Origin of the sequence: uncultured Pontibacter sp. (genome assembly GCF_947492645.1) — a bacterium.
In the GTDB taxonomy this organism is placed as follows: Bacteria; Bacteroidota; Bacteroidia; order Cytophagales; family Hymenobacteraceae; genus Pontibacter.
In genome coordinates this window covers 112,059-129,639 of the sequence record NZ_CANLMZ010000009.1, presented here as the reverse complement: position 1 = coordinate 129,639, position 17,581 = coordinate 112,059, and the positions used below count along the sequence as shown (strand labels likewise).

General features: G+C 43.8%; 16 protein-coding genes. 11 read left to right on the top strand and 5 right to left on the bottom strand.

Features of this window, described 5'->3' with window-relative positions; genetic code table 11:
* Positions 1 to 70: 70 nt before the first annotated feature.
* The 4 genes from Q1A23_RS14640 to tsaD form a co-directional block, all read right to left on the bottom strand.
* Positions 71 to 847, bottom strand: a complete 777-nt coding sequence (locus Q1A23_RS14640; protein ID WP_299824603.1) for a C40 family peptidase — start codon at positions 845 to 847, stop codon at positions 71 to 73.
* A gap of 161 nt (positions 848 to 1,008) precedes the next feature.
* The gene (gene smpB / locus Q1A23_RS14635) at positions 1,009 to 1,476 is read right to left on the bottom strand and encodes an SsrA-binding protein SmpB (RefSeq protein WP_299824601.1); all 468 of its coding nucleotides are present in this window, start codon (positions 1,474 to 1,476) and stop codon (positions 1,009 to 1,011) included.
* Entirely contained in the window at positions 1,477 to 1,860 is a 384-nt protein-coding gene (locus Q1A23_RS14630; RefSeq protein WP_299824599.1) for a hypothetical protein, read from the bottom strand.
* Positions 1,861 to 1,872: 12 nt separating this feature from the next.
* The gene (gene tsaD / locus Q1A23_RS14625; protein WP_299824598.1) at positions 1,873 to 2,880 is read right to left on the bottom strand and encodes a tRNA (adenosine(37)-N6)-threonylcarbamoyltransferase complex transferase subunit TsaD; all 1,008 of its coding nucleotides are present in this window, start codon (positions 2,878 to 2,880) and stop codon (positions 1,873 to 1,875) included.
* A gap of 66 nt (positions 2,881 to 2,946) precedes the next feature.
* Here tsaD and Q1A23_RS14620 point away from each other — a divergent pair, with 66 nt between their 5' ends.
* The 9 genes from Q1A23_RS14620 (at position 2,947) to Q1A23_RS14580 (ending at position 14,413) form a co-directional block, all read left to right on the top strand.
* Positions 2,947 to 7,413, top strand: a complete 4,467-nt coding sequence (locus Q1A23_RS14620) for a translocation/assembly module TamB domain-containing protein (RefSeq protein WP_299824597.1) — start codon at positions 2,947 to 2,949, stop codon at positions 7,411 to 7,413.
* A 105-nt stretch (positions 7,414 to 7,518) separates the two neighbouring features.
* Positions 7,519 to 8,415, top strand: coding sequence for a permease-like cell division protein FtsX (locus tag Q1A23_RS14615; RefSeq protein WP_299824595.1), 897 nt, complete (start codon positions 7,519 to 7,521; stop codon positions 8,413 to 8,415).
* Position 8,416: 1 nt separating this feature from the next.
* Positions 8,417 to 8,635, top strand: coding sequence for a DUF3098 domain-containing protein (locus Q1A23_RS14610; RefSeq protein WP_299824593.1), 219 nt, complete (start codon positions 8,417 to 8,419; stop codon positions 8,633 to 8,635).
* The gene (locus Q1A23_RS14605; RefSeq protein ID WP_299824591.1) at positions 8,636 to 9,469 is read left to right on the top strand and encodes an undecaprenyl-diphosphate phosphatase; all 834 of its coding nucleotides are present in this window, start codon (positions 8,636 to 8,638) and stop codon (positions 9,467 to 9,469) included.
* A gap of 2 nt (positions 9,470 to 9,471) precedes the next feature.
* Positions 9,472 to 10,167 carry a tRNA pseudouridine(55) synthase TruB gene (gene truB, locus Q1A23_RS14600; RefSeq protein WP_299824589.1) on the top strand — a complete coding sequence of 232 codons (696 nt, stop codon included), beginning with the start codon at positions 9,472 to 9,474 and terminating at the stop codon, positions 10,165 to 10,167.
* Positions 10,151 to 11,080: a bifunctional riboflavin kinase/FAD synthetase gene (locus tag Q1A23_RS14595; RefSeq protein ID WP_299824572.1), complete on the top strand. Its 930-nt coding sequence runs from the start codon at positions 10,151 to 10,153 to the stop codon at positions 11,078 to 11,080. The genes truB and Q1A23_RS14595 overlap by 17 nt, the downstream gene beginning before the upstream one ends.
* 251 nt (positions 11,081 to 11,331) lie before the next feature.
* Entirely contained in the window at positions 11,332 to 12,030 is a 699-nt protein-coding gene (locus tag Q1A23_RS14590; protein ID WP_299824570.1) for a CoA transferase subunit A, read from the top strand.
* 11 nt (positions 12,031 to 12,041) lie between these two features.
* Positions 12,042 to 12,698, top strand: a complete 657-nt coding sequence (locus Q1A23_RS14585) for a CoA transferase subunit B (protein ID WP_299824567.1) — start codon at positions 12,042 to 12,044, stop codon at positions 12,696 to 12,698.
* Between the two features lie 164 nt (positions 12,699 to 12,862).
* The gene (locus Q1A23_RS14580) at positions 12,863 to 14,413 is read left to right on the top strand and encodes a bifunctional GNAT family N-acetyltransferase/carbon-nitrogen hydrolase family protein (protein ID WP_299824566.1); all 1,551 of its coding nucleotides are present in this window, start codon (positions 12,863 to 12,865) and stop codon (positions 14,411 to 14,413) included.
* A gap of 72 nt (positions 14,414 to 14,485) precedes the next feature.
* Here the strand turns inward: Q1A23_RS14580 and Q1A23_RS14575 are convergent, their stop codons facing one another.
* Entirely contained in the window at positions 14,486 to 15,373 is an 888-nt protein-coding gene (locus tag Q1A23_RS14575; protein WP_299824564.1) for a chain length determinant protein, read from the bottom strand.
* Between the two features lie 175 nt (positions 15,374 to 15,548).
* Here Q1A23_RS14575 and Q1A23_RS14570 point away from each other — a divergent pair, with 175 nt between their 5' ends.
* Together Q1A23_RS14570 and Q1A23_RS14565 are read left to right on the top strand one after the other, a co-directional pair.
* Positions 15,549 to 16,460, top strand: coding sequence for a glycosyltransferase family A protein (locus Q1A23_RS14570; protein WP_299824562.1), 912 nt, complete (start codon positions 15,549 to 15,551; stop codon positions 16,458 to 16,460).
* Positions 16,457 to 17,578, top strand: coding sequence for a glycosyltransferase family 10 (locus Q1A23_RS14565; RefSeq protein ID WP_299824561.1), 1,122 nt, complete (start codon positions 16,457 to 16,459; stop codon positions 17,576 to 17,578). The genes Q1A23_RS14570 and Q1A23_RS14565 overlap by 4 nt, the downstream gene beginning before the upstream one ends.
* The last annotated feature ends 3 nt before the right edge of the window (positions 17,579 to 17,581 follow it).

The window sequence follows — 17,581 nt, the reverse complement described above, 5'->3', positions numbered from 1 at the left end:
AGCTTACGATAAGCTTTTACGGAAAAAACCAGCCCGATATAGTGTCAGTAATAGAAAAAACTATTAATCGTTATAAAGTGATACGCTTGATTATGCGCAGGTTATGGGAATAGCGCTTGCGTTCTACATTGTATATGCCATTATGGTCCAGGGTGTCTGTCCTGACTTCGCCGTGGGCGTGCATGATCTGTTGGCCTTCCAAAACAATGCCTACATGCACAATGCGCCCCTCCTCATTCGAGAAAAAAGCCAGGTCGCCGGCTTGAGCCTGCGTTACAAAATGCACCTCCTCGCCATGAGATACCTGCTGATAAGCATCGCGGGGCAGCTGGTAGCCGCAAATGCCAAAAACCTGCTGCGTAAATCCGGAACAGTCTATGCCGAATATGGATTTGCCACCCCATAAGTATGGCGCTTTGATGAAGTTATAAGCAACTTTAATTAATTGTGCAGTTGTAGCAACCGACGATGGGTTTGATGCCCGGCCATTATAAACCATACTTTGCTCATTCACCCGGATGCTCATACCATCGAAAAACGGTAAATAGCTGCCAATACCAATCGGAATACGTGCATCCTTGTCTGATACTACCTGCACCAGGTCCATGGCGCGTGGGTGGCTTGCGCTTTTCCATTGCTGAAAATATGCACTAGTAACTGGAGTGTGTTGTTTATGATCTATCCAGCCTGTGTAGCCATCAGCAGCTAACTGCACACGCACCCAATTACCTTCTCTGGCTAAAACCTCGTAGCATTCACCAAAAATCATCTGTGTTACAATTTCTGCTTTATCAGATGTCTCGGCACGCATGGGTGCCAGGCTAAGAGAACAAATACCGTATTCCACAGCTTTTAGATTAATGAATGAGTAAATAAAAATTGGTAAGCATTATTGCGTGATGTTGCTTTTAAACAGCAAGTATAACTTTGGTTTTGCGCTGAGCTGAAATGAAGCTTGTCATCACATCTGATGAATTTACCCATCAGATGTAAAGCAAGCTGTACTTGCTAATATCCAGCCCTGTCCATTTCGCGCTTCACATCTTTTTCTTTAATGTCTTGTCGCTTGTCGTACAGCTTTTTACCACGTGCCAATGCAACCTCTACTTTAGCAAACCCCCTGTCGTTTATGAAAACACGTGTAGGTATAATGGTAACGCCTTGCTCTTCTGCCCCTGATTCCAATTTGCGAAGTTCGCGCTTGTTTAACAGCAGCTTTCGGGCACGTATGGGTTCGTGGTTATAGTGTGTACCTTCGGTATAAGTAGCGATGTGCAGGTTGTGCAGCCAAAGCTCGCCGTTCGTAAAAACAGCATAGCCATCCTGCAAATTTACCTTGCCCTCCCTGATCGACTTTATTTCAGTACCCTTCAACATGATACCGGCAGTATACTTATCCAGGAACTGGTACTCGAATGAAGCTTTTCGATTAACGATATTAACATGCTTCTGTATTCTATCTTTGTCTTTTGCCATTTATCCTTTCTTCGGCGCCAAAATTCTGGCTAATTTTTCTTTCTTCAAAATCTTCTGCCCTGTCTGCCCATCTGCCACTAACCTGTCGCCAACAGTTGCCTTGTAACTGCAGATCACTTCGTGCCCGTCATACTTTTCCAGGGTAGCTGTAATGGTTATACTTTCTCCCTCAAATGCAGGCCCTTTATGATTGATCGTCAAACAAGTACCTATCCCCTCTTCATCTTCTGCTTTCACATCTAAAACAAATAACCTGCCGGCCCATTCAGCTGCCTGTGCCAGCGAAAAGGTAGAACACACAGCATGTACCAGGCCATCATCAAAACGAGCAAAGTCGGCTTCAGTTACATGCTTTACATAAGTGCGGGTATCGCCGGGTTGCATAGTTTACTGTTATCAAAATTTAAGTCTTGGCTCCGGGCTAACGTACTGGTCAGCGAAGTCGCCTTTTAGGTACTGGTAATGGGCGGCCATCGCAATCATGGCAGCGTTGTCGGTGCAGTACTGGAAAGCCGGAATATAGACATTCCATTTATACTTTACAGCGTAATCCTGCAGCGTTTGGCGCAACCCTGAATTAGCCGACACGCCCCCGGCAATGGCAATTTCTTTTATGTTAAGGTCTTTAGCCGCCAGCACTAACTTTTTCAGCAAAGTTTTGATAAGCGTTTTCTGCACACTCGCACAAATATCAGCCAGGTTCTCTTCCACAAAGTTTGCATTTGCCTTTACCTGATCTCGCAGAAAGTATAAAACAGAAGTCTTGATACCGCTGAAGGAGAAATTATACTCCGGCATATTACCAACCGGAAACGCAAAGGCATCCGGGTTTCCTTTTGCGGCCATTTTATCCAGCATTGGCCCACCAGGATATGGCAAACCAAGCATTTTGGCAGTTTTATCGAAAGCTTCTCCTACAGCATCATCAGTAGTCTGGCCTATAATTTCCATCTCGAGGTGGCTCTTGACTAAAACAATTTGCGTATGGCCGCCGCTGACGGTTAAACAAAGAAAGGGAAATTGCGGTTTAGGGTCATCTATAAAGTGGGCCAGGATGTGCGCCTGCATGTGGTTAACCTCAATTAAAGGTATGTTTAAGCCAAGCGCAAACGACTTGGCAAATGAGCACCCAACAAGCAAAGCACCTAAAAGACCAGGGCCACGCGTAAAAGCAACTGCATTTAACTCACTTTTACTTACATTTGCTGTATGTAGTGCCTGGTATACAACCGGTATGATGTTCTGCTGATGCGCCCTGGAGGCCAGTTCTGGCACAACGCCGCCATACTGTTCGTGTACAGCCTGCGTTGTTACTATATTAGACAGCACCTTGCCACCACGTATAACAGCGGCAGAGGTATCGTCGCAGGAAGATTCGATCGCTAAAATTGTAGGTTCAGTCATCTTTTGGAAAAAGAACAGTCAATAAATTACGCCAAAGTTATAGGAAAAGCTATTCTAAAAATAGTTTTGGGGCTATTCCTGTTCCTTTTACTCGTATTTGCGGCTGTTTTTGTGGCTATTCGCTTTCCGGGGGTGCAAACAAAAATAGTGCAGCGGGTGGCGACATACTTTTCTGAGCGCCTGCACCACGAAGTAAGTATAGGCCGCGTAGATGTTTCTTTTTTTAATAGCGTAGTGCTGGAAGATGTGCTGGTAAAGGACTATCGCGGAAACGAACTCTTTTACATTGGCAAAGCCGATGCAGAAATTGGCACCTGGTCTGTTTTCAACCCCAACACGTTAAGTATAAGCTCCCTTACCCTGGACCAGCCACGGGCCAGCCTGGTAGTATACGAAAAAACAGACTCGCTTAACATGAGCAGGTTTCTGTCTGCGCTGGGCGATATGTTTGTAAAAGACACTACCAAACCCTCTCAGCCATTTTACTTTACCCTAGACGAACTCATACTAAACAACGGCCGCTTTATTTACGACGATTTCCGGAAGGCCCCTACTGCGCACGGTATGGATTACGCCCACATGACGTTTGATAAAATAAGCGGCAGGTTTAATGAGTTGCAGTTGGAGGATACCCTTAAAGCCAATATTACCAACTTCTCCACAACCGAGACGCGTTCCAATACAAAACTGCACCACCTGGACACCCGCATGACCTACGCTTCCACCTTCTGGGAATGGGACAAGCTGGACTTAAGGGTAAACGACAGCAACCTGAAAGATTTTGTTCGTTTCGATTACAACCGCTTTGGAAACTTTGCAGACTTCAACGATAGCGTTGCCATGACGGTGCGGCTACAGGAGTCAAAAGTTTTCTCTAAAGATATCGCTGTTTTTGCCACACCTTTAAAAGAGTATGACGAAGCGCTGTTGGCGCACTCCATAGAATTTGAAGGGAAAGTGAAAAATTTTACTGCCACCAACGTGGATCTGGAGTATGGCGAGAACACCCGTATCATTGGAAGTATAAGTGCAGATGGCTTGCCTAACTTTAGAGAAACCTTTGCCAATATGCGTTTAAAGTCGTCAACCATCAATGCAAGGGATATAAAGCAATTCTTACCAAAAGATGCCTACGACATTGCCGCCAGATTAGGAACTGTAAGAATGGATGGGCGTTTCCTGGGCTTTTACAACGACTTTGTATCAAATGGCAACTTCTCTACCGCGCTTGGCAACCTGCAGTCAGACATTAACCTGAAAATAGACGATAATACCAGGCGCTCTTCATACAGCGGTTTCCTGACAACGAACAGCTTTAACCTGGGAAGGCTGTTGGCGGCTGAAGATAAGATCAGGACCATTTCTATGAGTGGGCGGCTTGAGGGCTCTGGCTTTACGCTGCAGGATGCAAACGTAAAAATGGACGCGACCATCAACCAGGTGCAGGTGCTGGGTTACAATTACCGGAATATCAAAACCAACGGCACCCTCACGGACCAAACCTTTACAGGCCAGGTATCCATCAACGATCCCAACCTGACTTTTACTGCCAACGGGGAGGTTGATCTTGCACGGGAACAGCAGTCCTTTAACCTTCTGGCCAACCTGCAACGCGTAGACCTACAGGCACTCAAAATATCCAAGGAGCCCCTGACAATCAGGGCAAATGCCAATCTTAATTTTAGCGGTTTGCAATTAGATGCATTTGTGGGCACAGCTCAGTTGGATAGCGCATTTATCAGCTACAAAGGGAAAGACCTAGCCTTAGACACCATCTCTATCAACTCGCAACTGGTAAACGGGCAGCGCAACCTTGATTTAAACTCCGATTTTATGGCCATGCGTATAGATGGCGATTTTGATTATACTACCCTAATTGCAGACCTTAAAACGCTGGTGCACGAGTATAAACTTAACTTTGAGAGCAATGATCCTGCTACGGCAGCCTACTATGCCCGTAAATCAAAGCAACCAAGACAAGACTATGCTCTGACTTACAACATTAACCTAAAAAGGCCTCAACCGCTTTTCAACTTATTTATACCTGACTTAACCATCTCCCCTGGCACAAAAATAGAGGGCTCCTTCAGGCACGAAAATACTGTTATCCTCGATCTCTATACTGCTGTAGACACTCTACTGTATAAAGATTTCCAGCTTTTCGGAAACGCCATAGAACTGAACACCTCTAAAATACAAAGCAACCCTGATGTGTTAGCGGCGGCGCTCTTCACATCTAAAAGGCAGCAACTACCAAGCGCGGGCCAAACCCAGGACTTTTACCTGGAGGCTATATGGAGCGAGCGTAACATCGACTTCTCCACCAGCATCCGGCAACCTGAGCAAAACAACCGCGCCTCTATTACCGGCGACCTTAATTTTTTGCAGGATCAGATTCAGGTTGTGTTTAACAGGTCTGATATAACGTTGCAGAAAAACTCATGGGCCTTTAACCCCGGCAATACCTTATATATAAGCGAAGCAGGTCGAAAGCTGGTGTTTGAGGATTTCTCCCTCTCAAACAGAAACCAAATGATACGTGCCGAAGGAGAAGTGTCTGACGCACCGGATAGCCGTTTGGTGGTTAATGTCGATAACTTTGATCTGAAGAACCTGAACCCGCTTCTGGCTATGCCCATTGCCGGTAAACTAACCGGCCAGGTTATGGCCCAGGACGTGTACCAGGATACTAAATTCGAGGGCAGCATGCGGGTAGATTCGTTTTACCTGGACCAGGTGTACATTGGCAACTTACTGGGCAACACCAACTGGAACAACCGGTTAAAGCAGGCCATAGTGGACTTGGGCATAGAGCGAAACAACAAGAAAGTATTAACTGTAACTGGCAACTACAACCCCCTTGCAGAAGACGACCAACTGGATTTATTGGCTGTACTCGACCAAGCCAACCTGAAATTAGTGGAGCCTGTGCTGAAAGGCATCATGTCTGACTTACAGGGTGAGATGGAAGGAAGAATTCGGGTACTTGGCAGGCTGGACTATCCTATCCTGAAAGGATCGGTGATGGTAACTAATGGCCAGTTCACGTTTGATTACCTTAATACGTCATACGCCTTCTCTGATAGAATTTACCTTGACGCGAACAGCATCAGTTTCCGGAATGCCCAGCTCGTTGATATTTTCGGTAACAGAGGTACTGTTTCGGGGGGTATAGCACACGATGGTTTCCAGAACATGGTACTGGATATGGAGGCGCGATACCGCAACTTCATGATCCTGAACACAACTGAAGAGCAAAACGAACTCTTTTACGGGACAGCCTTTGCCTCAGGCTCAGCCAGTATACTTGGCCCGACAGATAACCTGCAAGTAAAAATAAACGCTACCAGCAACGAGAACACCCGCATTGTTTTACCCCTTGATTACCAGACAGATGTAGCCCGAAAGGATTTCATCCGTTTTGTAGAAAAAGAGGGCGCCGATACTACAGGTTTGGGTTTAGCTGTGGAAGACCAGCGTGTAGACTTGTCAGGCATAAACCTGGATTTTAACCTGAACGTAACCGACGACGCATACTTTGAGATCATCATTGACAGAACAACCGGTGATGTGATTAGTGGCAACGGAAACGGCGACATCAGGATGACAATTGACACACGCGGTGAATTTAACATGTTCGGTGCTTTCGAGATCACCAACGGTGCCTACAACCTGAACCTGCTAGAGGGGCTGGTAAGCCGGGAATTTAAAGTTGTGCCTGGCGGTACCATTACCTGGAACGGCGACCCGACTGCAGGAGTAATGAACATTTCAGCCGAGTACACGCAGCTTACATCGCTGCAACCTTTAGGATATGAGAACGTGCGCGAGGCTGTAACCGTGGAGATTGGCTTAACAGGGCCACTTTTAACACCGCAGGTAGATCTGGGCCTTAAATTACCAACTACAGACATATCTATACTTAATAGTATAAACAACGACGAAACAGAACTAAACCGGCAGGTATTCAGCCTTTTGGTATTACAGCGGCTCTCCCCGCCCGGGTCATTAGCCTTAGAAAGCGGCGTGGGAGCTAGTGCTGTAGGCGGAAGCCTTGGCAGCTTATTATCTGGGCAGCTAAACACCTTCCTGGGCGGCATCGACAGTAACCTGGAGATAGACATCGGCTTATCAGGCTTAAACCAGGAGTCTCTGTCTACATTGCAATTGCGCCTGAGCTATACTTTCTTCCAGGGCAGGCTGCGGGTAACAAACCAAACGGGCATTGGCGGCAACAACGATGTGAATGGCGCCAACAACTCTACCAACTATGTTGGCGACTGGTTTCTAGAATACTACATTACCCAGTCCGGTGAGTTAAGACTAAGGCTGGAATACAGCACCACTCCCAGAACCTACTTTGACTATAGAACCTCGGTAGCATCGCGGCAGCGGTTTAGTTTGCTGCACACCAAACGCTTTGATACGCTGCAGGAGCTCTTCGGGAGCAACAGGCGGGAACGAAGAAGGCAAGAGCGGGAACTCGAAAGAGAACGGATTATACTGGACTCTGACCCACGCCTGAATTTATAAGTATAGAAGGCCCGGCAAGTATAAAGCCAGGCCTTTTTGCTTTAGAGGCTGCATGGCCGCTACATTTCTAAATAATATTTCTATTTTTGTGAGGAAGCACGTAGTATGGCAAAAAACATCAAACATATCAAGAAAAAGAAACTAGGTAGTTACCCGCACCTGATGGTGGTGTTCAGCATATCGCTTGCCCTTTTTGTAATCGGGCTATTTGGTTTGCTGCTGATACACGCCGGAAAGCTGTCGGAAAAGGTAAAGGAAAGTATTGAAATGCAAGTATACCTGGACCGCAACCTAACGGAGGCGCAACTGGTACGTTTGCAAAAGACTTTCACCGCTAAAGATTACGTAGCGTCTAAAAACGACACGGTACAGGTTCGCTTTATCTCGAAAGAAGAAGGCGCCAAAGCGTTTCTGGATGACACCGGCGAAGATTTTATGGAATTTCTGGGCGAAAACCCGCTGCGTGACGCTTATGTGCTTAAAATTGCTGCAGACCACTCGAGCTCTCCCGAACTCAAAAGTATAAAACTTGATCTGGAAGATGTGGATGGGGTCTACGAAGTGCAGTATGTGGAAAGTATGATCGAGTCTATCAACTCAAATATCGAGAAGATTAGCCTTATCCTGCTGGGCTTTGCAGTCATACTTATACTTGTAGTGATCATACTTATCAATAATACGGTTAAACTGGCGTTATTTTCACAGCGCTTCTTAATCAGAAGTATGCAATTAGTGGGTGCCACATCGTTCTTTATACAGCGCCCATTCCTGAACCGCGCCGCGTGGCAGGGTATGATTAGTGGCATTGTGGCCTCTGTCCTTTTATTTGCCATGATGCAGTACGCGTATCATGAAGTAGAGGAACTGAAACTGCTGCGAAATGATGAGCAAACCTACCTGCTAATGGGTGCGTTAGTGATTATCGGTATTATTATTGGCTTTTTAAGCTCTTACAGGGCTGTTCGAAAATACCTGCGATTATCTTTAGATGAACTATACTAACATGGAAGAAAATAAAAACAGACTGGCCTTCGGCAAAAAGAACTACACAGTTATGCTGGTTGGTCTCCTGGTGCTCGCTGTCGGCTTCATTATCATGACGCTGGACAAAGAAGCCTACGGTTTAGGGTTTATGGGCATCACTTTAGGCCCTATTGTTGTACTGGCAGGATTTATAATTGAGCTCTTTGCTATACTTGTTAAAGATAAAACAAACGAATAAATGAGTATTTGGCAGGCTATTATTTTAGCCATAGTTGAAGGGCTTACCGAGTTCTTACCTATTTCGTCCACCGGACACATGATTATCGCCTCTAGCCTTATGGGCATAAATGAGCTGCCGATAACAAAGATTTTTACAGTAAACATACAGTTTGGAGCCATCCTTTCGGTTGTGGTGCTTTACTGGCGGCGTTTCGTGCAAGGCCTGGACTTCTATTTCAAGCTGTTTATTGCCTTTATACCTGCTGCCATTTTAGGCTTTGTCTTCAACGACATCATCGACTCGATGCTGGAAAGTGTAGCCGTTACGGCTGTTATGCTATTGGTGGGTGGTGTTGTGTTACTGTTCGTAGATAAGTGGTTTCGCAATTCCACAAATACCACAATCAGCTACAAAAATGCTTTCCTGATCGGTTTGGCGCAATGCCTGGCTATGATACCGGGCGTATCAAGGTCTGCAGCGTCTATTGTAGGCGGCTTAGCACAAGGCATCGACAGAAAAACAGCTGCAGAATTCTCCTTCTTTCTAGCGGTTCCTACTATGCTGGCTGCTGCCACTTACAAGCTTTTAACAGACCTGCTCGGGTTAGAGATTTCAGATCTCCTTAAATTCGATCTGGTTAAAATATCCAACAGCTTCGAGATCATCACTTCTGAAGACCTGCAGATACTGCTAATCGGTAACTTTGTCGCCTTTATCGTGGCTATGCTGGCTATCCGCTTCTTTATCAGCTTCCTGACAAAGTATGGCTTTAAAATGTTTGGTTACTACAGAATTGCACTTGGCATAACCCTGCTCGCGCTATTGGCCATGGGCGTAGACTTAAGAGTATAACTATGGAATATGATTTTGCCGCAGGCGAAATACTGCTCATAAACAAGCCCCTCGAGTGGACATCGTTTGATGTTGTAAAAAAAGTACGGAACACTATCCGGGTAAAAAAGGTGGGCCATGCAGGCACTCTAGACCCTTTAGCATCGGGGCTGCTTATACTTTGCACAGGCAAGTATACTAAGCGCATTGATGAGATACAGGCGCAGGAGAAAGAGTATACCGGCACTATTCGGCTTGGCGAAATTACGCCATCCTATGACCGCGAAACGGAAGTAACCGAAACCTGCGACATTAGCCATTTAACGGAGGAAGAGATAAAGGCAGCTGCGAAGACTTTTGTAGGCACCATAGAGCAAGTCCCTCCTATTTATTCGGCTGTGATGGTAGACGGTAAGCGCGCCTATGACCTGGCCCGTAAAGGCAAATCAGCAGAGTTGAAGGCACGAACCATCACCATCAAGGCGTTTGACATTGCCTCCATAGAAGGACCAGAAATACATTTCAAGGTTATTTGCACCAAAGGCACTTACATACGTAGCCTTGCCCATGATCTTGGCCAAAAGCTTGGATGTGGCGCGCACCTTTCTTCCCTGGTCCGCACAAGAATCGGCGAGTATAAATTAGAGGATGCCCTTACCATAGAGGACATTCAGGAAATCAGAAGAAAGCAGCTCGAAGCGGATGGAAGTAATTCGTGATATTGCGGCGTTTCCCCACCTCAGTTTTCCCGTTGTAACCAGCGGCACTTTTGATGGCGTGCATATTGGCCATCAGAAAATATTAAAGCGCGTAATGGAACGTGCCCGGGAAAACAACGGCCAAAGTGTTGTCATCACCTTTTGGCCTCACCCCCGATTGGTGCTGTTTCCGGAGGACAATAAACTGAAGCTGCTTTCTACAATAGAGGAAAGAATTGAACAGCTGCGCAGCTTTGGCATTGATTACCTGCTGATCATCCCATTCACCAAAGAATTCTCGCGCACAAGCTCGCGCACCTTTATTACCGATATTTTAGTTAAAGCCCTTAACACGAAACTATTGGTTATTGGCTACGATCACCGTTTTGGAAAGAACCGGGAAGGCAGCTTTGAAAACCTCAAAGCTAGGTCGTCGCAGTATGGATTTGAAGTGGAGGAAATACCCCGCCAGGACATTGATGATGTAGGTGTGAGTTCTACAAAAATTCGCAAAGCCCTGGAAAACGGAGACATTGAAACTGCGAATTTATACTTGGGCCGCAAGTATACCATTACCTCTGTTATAGTTGAAGGAGATAAAATAGGCCGAACCATAGGCTACCCTACCGCAAACCTGGCCATACCCAAAGCCCCAAAGCTTATACCAGCCAATGGGGTATATGCTGTTTGGGCACATATAAACGGAGTACGCAATGCTGCCATGATGAATATTGGCATACGCCCTACTGTAGCAGGCAAGCACTTAACTTTAGAAGTGCATATACTTGACTTTAAAGAAGATATTTACGGTAAAAGTATAACGGTAGAGTTTGTAGAGCACCTGCGCAACGAGAAAATGTTTGGAGGCCTGGAAGAGCTTAAAACCCAATTGGCCCAGGACGAATCCGAAGCCAGGAAACTGCTGCTCCCTTAGCGATAAAGTCTACTTATGAGTATGCTGTTCAATTGCTGGCAAAGCGCAACCGTAGCTTAGTTTTCTAAATCCTTCAGGTATAAATTTAAACTAAACTATAACCTATTTCACCCAAAAACGAAAAGCCATACATTGTATATGGCTTTTTTTCTATTTATCTTACCTACGTCAGAATTAAATGTAAAACGCTGTTTACGTGTAGCACAGGCTTTGGCTTGCTGCCTGTAAACATTAGCACATAAAATAATACTATGATCAACAAAACAGTAAAAAACGTGCAGGAAGCCTTAGAAGGCGTTCAGGATGGCATGACGCTTATGCTGGGTGGCTTTGGTTTATGTGGCATACCTGAAAACTCAATCAAGGAACTGCTGCGCCGGGGAGTAAAAGACCTTACCTGCATTTCTAATAATGCCGGGGTAGATGATTTCGGGATTGGACTGCTGCTGCAAAAGCGCCAGGTAAAAAAGATGATCTCCAGCTACGTGGGCGAAAACGCCGAATTTGAGCGACAACTACTTTCCGGAGAGCTGGAAGTTGAACTTATACCACAAGGAACATTAGCAGAGCGCATTAGAGCGGGAGGCGCTGGCATACCTGCTTTCTTCACACCAGCTGGATATGGCACCGAGGTAGGCGAAGGCAAAGAGAGTCGTGAGTTTAACGGCAAAATGTATCTGATGGAAGCATGGCTAAGAGCAGACTTTGCTTTCGTGAAAGCCTGGAAAGGAGACACAGCCGGTAACTTAATATACAAGGGCACAGCCCGCAATTTTAACCCGATGATGGCTACTGCCGGTAAGATAACGGTGGTCGAAGTAGAAGAACTGGTACCAGCCGGAGAACTGGATCCAAACATGATCCACACGCCGGGCATTTTCGTGCAGCGCATATTCCAGGGCGAGAAGTATGAAAAACGCATCGAACAACGTACGGTTAGAACTGCATAAATCAGAAAGATATGGCTTTAGATAAAAATCAGATAGCAAAACGAATATCAAAAGAAGTTAAAAACGGAATGTATGTAAATCTGGGCATCGGCATACCGACACTCGTTGCCAACTACATCCCGGAGGGTATTGAGGTAGTGCTGCAATCAGAGAACGGCCTGTTGGGTATGGGCCCCTTCCCTACTGACGACCAGGTAGATGCAGACCTGATAAATGCCGGCAAGCAGACAATAACTACACTCCCTGGTTCCTCAATCTTCAGTTCGGCAGATAGCTTTGGCATGATACGCGGCGAACACGTTGACCTGACTATACTTGGCGCCATGGAAGTATCCGAAAACGGCGACATAGCAAATTGGAAGATTCCGGGCAAAATGGTAAAAGGCATGGGCGGGGCTATGGACCTGGTGGCATCTGCAAAAAACATTATTGTAGCTATGCAGCATACCGCGCGTGATGGATCCTCTAAATTATTAAAAGAGTGTACGCTGCCCATAACAGGTGTAAAATGCGTAAAGAAGATTGTTACAGACCTGGCTGTGCTTGAAATTGTAGACGGTGGTTTTAAACTGCTGGAGCGTGCCCCCGGAGTAACTGTAGAGGACATTAAAGCTGCAACTGCCGGTAATTTGATTGTGGAAGGCAACATTCCAGAGATTGAAGTATAAAGTATACCTTTTTGAACCGGAAAGCGCAGAAAAAACAACTGCGCTTTTTTTATCAGTTTATACTTATAAAATTTGCACATACTTGTGCTTTGATTACATTATATCAAAACTATACTTACTACACGTATATTAGTAGCATATATTAATTGCGACGATAAACACTCATGAGCGAAAGAAACGAGACAAGTTTTGAACATAGGCTTTTACTGCGCCAACTCGAACTGAAAGATTATAAAGAAGTTAAAAACATTATGGATCTGGTTTACTCCAACATTGATGGAGCCTGGACCAGAAAAGAATTTTCCAACCTTCTAAAGAAATTCCCCGACGGACAGATTTGTATTGAAGACAACGGGCAGGTAGTTGCAGCGGCGCTCAGCCTTATCATCAATTATGATGAGTATGGCGACAAGCATACCTATGATCAGATTATAGATAAAGGGTCTTTTAAAACGCATGATCCGGATGGCGACACCCTTTACGGTATTGATGTATTTGTGCACCCTGAATACCGGAACCTGCGCTTGGGCCGCCGCCTTTACGATGCCCGAAAAGAGATATGCGAGAAGCTTAACCTACGTGGTATCATTGCAGGGGGCAGAATTCCTGGTTACAAAAACTACGCCGATAAGCTTACACCAGCTAAATATATAGAGATGGTTCGTAACAAGGAGTTAGCCGATCCTGTGCTATCTTTCCAGCTTACAAACGACTTCCACGTTCGCAGAATCCTGAAAGGTTACTTACCCGACGATACCGACTCTCGTGCCTATGCTACGCTGCTGGAATGGATAAACGTGTACTATGAAGAAAAGGAGAAGCTGATAGGTGGAAAGAAAACTGTTGTCCGGATTGGCATTGTGCAATGGCAAATGCGTGCCGTTAAGTCGCTGGACGACATGATGCAGCAGATTGAGTTCTTTGTGGATACCGTAAGCTCCTACAAATCTGATATGGTAGTGTTCCCGGAATTCTTCAATGCCCCTCTGATGGCCCTCACGAACGAAGAATCACCTTCTGAAGCAATCAGAAGTATGGCCGAGTATACTGAGGAGATACGGGAGCGTATGGTGCAGTTGGCACTATCCTACAACATCAACATTATTGCCGGTAGTATGCCGGAGTACTACGATAACAAGCTATACAACGTAAGTTACCTCTGCCGACGCGATGGTACATACGATGCACAGTATAAGCTGCACGTTACGCCAGACGAATCGCATTACTGGGGTATGCGCGGTGGCCATAAACTAAAGATATTCGATACAGATATCGGCAAAATCGGTATTTTGATCTGCTATGATGTGGAGTTCCCGGAGCTGGCACGTATGCTCTCCGACATGGATATGAAAATATTGTTTGTGCCCTTCTGGACTGACACGAAGAACGCTTACCTCCGTGTGCGCCGTTGCGCGCAGGCCCGTGCTATCGAGAACGAATGTTACGTGGCTATAACCGGTAGTGTAGGAAACCTGCCAAAGGTAGAGAACATGGACATCCAATATTCACAATCTGCTGTCTTCTCTCCTTCCGACTTCGCCTTCCCGCACGATGCCGTAGTTGCCGAAGCCACACCAAATACTGAAATGACGCTTATTGCTGACTTAGACCTGGACTTGCTGAAAGACCTGAATACTGCTGGTAGTGTTCGTAACCTTAAGGATAGACGTAAAGACCTGTATAACCTGAGTTGGGTAATGCGGAAGGAGGAATAGAAGCTATAGTTAATAAAAAAGGCCGCTGTCTTATGTGAGACAGCGGCCTTTTTTATGGTGTTATGGTCTTGTTTATACTTTAGACTTCTTAAATAAAGCTACGGTAAAACCTATTGCAAAAAAAGCTACCATGCCTAATCCAACATACTTTATTACATTAGGACCAGATGGCCTAATTCTAGGAGAAAAGCCGTTAACTACTTGTATATTATCTAATTGATCCAGTTCAGCTTCTAGGTTAACCTGCTCCTTATACATATCAATGCTTTCTCTGTAAAGGTTAGTTGGGTCGATCGGCTCTCCATATACAAAACCATTAACAGGTCCTCTTGGGGAAGTTACTGTGTTTTTAACGCTATCTATAGAAGAAATATCGCTTTTATACTTCGACACCATACTTTGAATTTGGCGTTGCCTTATCAGCTTTTGTTTATTAAAAAACCTATTACTCTCTAAGTAATTTGTAATTGCAGGCTCCAGCGAATCAAAAAGATTGTTATTGTAAAGCGACACCTCAATTCTAAACGGAGAGCCCCTTAATATACTGTCTTCTGCAATTCTTTCCTGATCCAGATTAAAAAAAGACATCTTCTTAATATCTCTGGCTGCGGTTTCACTAATATCCAAACGCTGTGAAATGGCGCCGAAGTTATCATCTTCAATCATTTGCGTAAGCTTCTCTAATTGGTCTTCCACAAACTCGTTTCTAATATCAGCTAGTACCAGCGTCATGCTCGAAGTAAAGTATGGCTTAGTCGTTTTATATCCAGCAAACCCCACTATTCCTCCTAAAATGGTGCAAATTAAAAGCAACAGGAAATTTCTTTTAAAAACATTTATTAAATACCTAAAAGCATTAGAAACCCCTCTATAGATAGCTCTAAGTATAGAAATCATATCAAATTCTATCTCGTCATCAACAACTCTTGTTGGTTTGTACTCAGTAGTTCCTTTTGCCATTATTTAAACTTATTTATTATTAAGATTCTGTCGTTTGTTTTCTACTGCAAAATAACAAATAAGAATCCAATTTTATGTTCAGTTTTATTACTTAACTTTGCTTTCTAATATCTTTTAGTAAAACTAATTTTGATTAATTCAATTGCTTGCTACTATCAACTCTTCACAAACTTTAATGAAAGTTTCAATAGTAATGCCTGCTTACAATGCAGCTAATACTATAGCAGAATCAATCGAGAGCGTACTTCGCCAGTCTTATCAAAATTGGGAGCTTATCATTGTAAATGACTGTTCTAAAGATAATACCGTACAAATTATCAACAGGTACATTGCACAGCATGATAACATTAAATTAATCGATTTAGAAGTAAATCAAGGACCATGTTTAGCACGTAACATAGGTATTAAATGTGCAACCGGTGATTATATATGCTTTTTAGATTCTGATGATCTTTGGCATCCTTCAAAATTAGAGCTCCAAACCTCTTTTCACCACCAGCACCCGTACAAAATTAGCCATACCAATTTTATCTTCTTCAACGGCAATGGCATTGTAAGGCGACCATGGAAGAACCTCATCCAGTTGGGCATGAAAAAATCGGGTAAACTTCTTGACCAATTGTACCAGGAAAATGTAGTTGGCATCCTTACAGTTATGGTTAAAAGGGACATATTACTTGATTTAGGAGGATTCGATCCCGAAATCCCTGCATTAGAAGACTACGACTTATGGATAAGAATTGCAGAAGCTGGCTATGAGTACGGCTACATTGATAAAAAACTAGCAGATTACAGAGTTGTAAACGGTTCCCTTTCCAACTCCCCGAGTAAATATAAACGTGTATTTAAGAAATTTATAAGAAAGCATATAAATAAGCATATAGGTAATCCTAAATTGAAGGGGCAGATATGGGGCAATTATTATAGATACTTCGGTACAGTATATTTTAAAAATAAAAAATATAAACTATCTATTTTATACTTCAAGAAAGCAATTTCGCTTCATAAAACAGGCTTTATCAGCTTTACAACATTTTTATACATGCTTATTGCTTCATTTAAAATTAAGTTCAACAAAATAGGATGAACAAGATACTTATCATCTGCGATGTTTTTACCAAGGATTTTCTAGAAAACAAACTCTTCAATGAAAGCTACATCAGTAATTTTCCTGGCTCAGCTTTCTGGCCACTTGTACATGACTTCTGTCTTCAAAAAAAATGGGTTTTATTAACATCTGATATTTTCTTATCGCAGGAACAGGAGTACCACCAATATAAGAAGTATATTATTTCGGAAATGTATACTCCTACAACTGATATCCTTATAGAAAAAGGTGCAATACCATTGATATTATTTTCACAAGAATCACCCAATGTAGCCCTTCATTTCCATAAAAACATATATGCTTATACTGGTAAGTATAAACATTCGATCCTATTTGGTGGATTAAAACAGTATGTACACCCTTCTACAGTCTTTCATGCACTCTACTGGCCAAACAACCTTAAAAATAAGGTTACCAATAGTTCAGGCAACTGGTCTGAGAAAGAGTTACTAGTAATGGTGGCAAGCAATAAGCGTAGATTTGATGTTGCGCTTGACCGCCCTTTTGTATTTTGGAGAAGATTAATTAAAAAAATGTATGTCTCTTATATAAAGACTACAAATTCACTATTCAGGTTTGAAGATCTTTATGACAAGCGTATTAAGGCAATCCTCCATTTCTCTAATGTAAAGGGCTTTGCTCTGTTTGGCACACTTTGGAACGAAGCAAATGGCCTAAATCAAAAATACTTCGAAGCTGTAAAAAAGCTTGATCCGGTTAAAGTAGATGATAAGCATGCTACCCTTGCTAATTATAAATTTAATTTATGCTTCGAAAATTGCGTTTTCCCGGGATATGTAACTGAAAAGATTTTTGATTGTTTACTTGCTGGCACCATACCGGTATATTTCGGCGCCCCAGATATAGAAAAGTATTTGCCAAATGGGTGCTTTCTTAACTATCGAGATTACAATAGTTTCCCTGCATTGCAGAAAGCCTTAGAAGGAATGACTGCTGAAGAGGCCAATTCTTACTTAGAATCTGGTAAGCAATTTCTTCAAAGTAATGAGTTCAACAAATTTACGATAACTCATTTTGCCGGGCTTATCAACGATATTCTTGAAAAGGAAATAATGTTGCAGGTAAGAAACATTTAACTC

Bases quoted from the DNA above. Each gene is read 5' to 3' on its own strand.
- Q1A23_RS14605 (WP_299824591.1), top strand. From the start codon at position 8,636: ATGAGTATTTGGCAGGCTATTATTTTAGCCATAGTTGAAGGGCTTACC.
- Q1A23_RS14615 (WP_299824595.1), top strand. From the start codon at position 7,519: ATGGCAAAAAACATCAAACATATCAAGAAAAAGAAACTAGGTAGTTAC.
- Q1A23_RS14575 (WP_299824564.1), bottom strand. From the start codon at position 15,373: ATGGCAAAAGGAACTACTGAGTACAAACCAACAAGAGTTGTTGATGAC.
- Q1A23_RS14585 (WP_299824567.1), top strand. From the start codon at position 12,042: ATGGCTTTAGATAAAAATCAGATAGCAAAACGAATATCAAAAGAAGTT.
- smpB (WP_299824601.1), bottom strand. From the start codon at position 1,476: ATGGCAAAAGACAAAGATAGAATACAGAAGCATGTTAATATCGTTAAT.
- Q1A23_RS14630 (WP_299824599.1), bottom strand. From the start codon at position 1,860: ATGCAACCCGGCGATACCCGCACTTATGTAAAGCATGTAACTGAAGCC.
- Q1A23_RS14595 (WP_299824572.1), top strand. From the start codon at position 10,151: ATGGAAGTAATTCGTGATATTGCGGCGTTTCCCCACCTCAGTTTTCCC.
- Q1A23_RS14570 (WP_299824562.1), top strand. From the start codon at position 15,549: ATGAAAGTTTCAATAGTAATGCCTGCTTACAATGCAGCTAATACTATA.
- truB (WP_299824589.1), top strand. From the start codon at position 9,472: ATGGAATATGATTTTGCCGCAGGCGAAATACTGCTCATAAACAAGCCC.
- tsaD (WP_299824598.1), bottom strand. From the start codon at position 2,880: ATGACTGAACCTACAATTTTAGCGATCGAATCTTCCTGCGACGATACC.
- Q1A23_RS14610 (WP_299824593.1), top strand. From the start codon at position 8,417: ATGGAAGAAAATAAAAACAGACTGGCCTTCGGCAAAAAGAACTACACA.
- Q1A23_RS14590 (WP_299824570.1), top strand. From the start codon at position 11,332: ATGATCAACAAAACAGTAAAAAACGTGCAGGAAGCCTTAGAAGGCGTT.
- Q1A23_RS14580 (WP_299824566.1), top strand. From the start codon at position 12,863: ATGAGCGAAAGAAACGAGACAAGTTTTGAACATAGGCTTTTACTGCGC.
- Q1A23_RS14565 (WP_299824561.1), top strand. From the start codon at position 16,457: ATGAACAAGATACTTATCATCTGCGATGTTTTTACCAAGGATTTTCTA.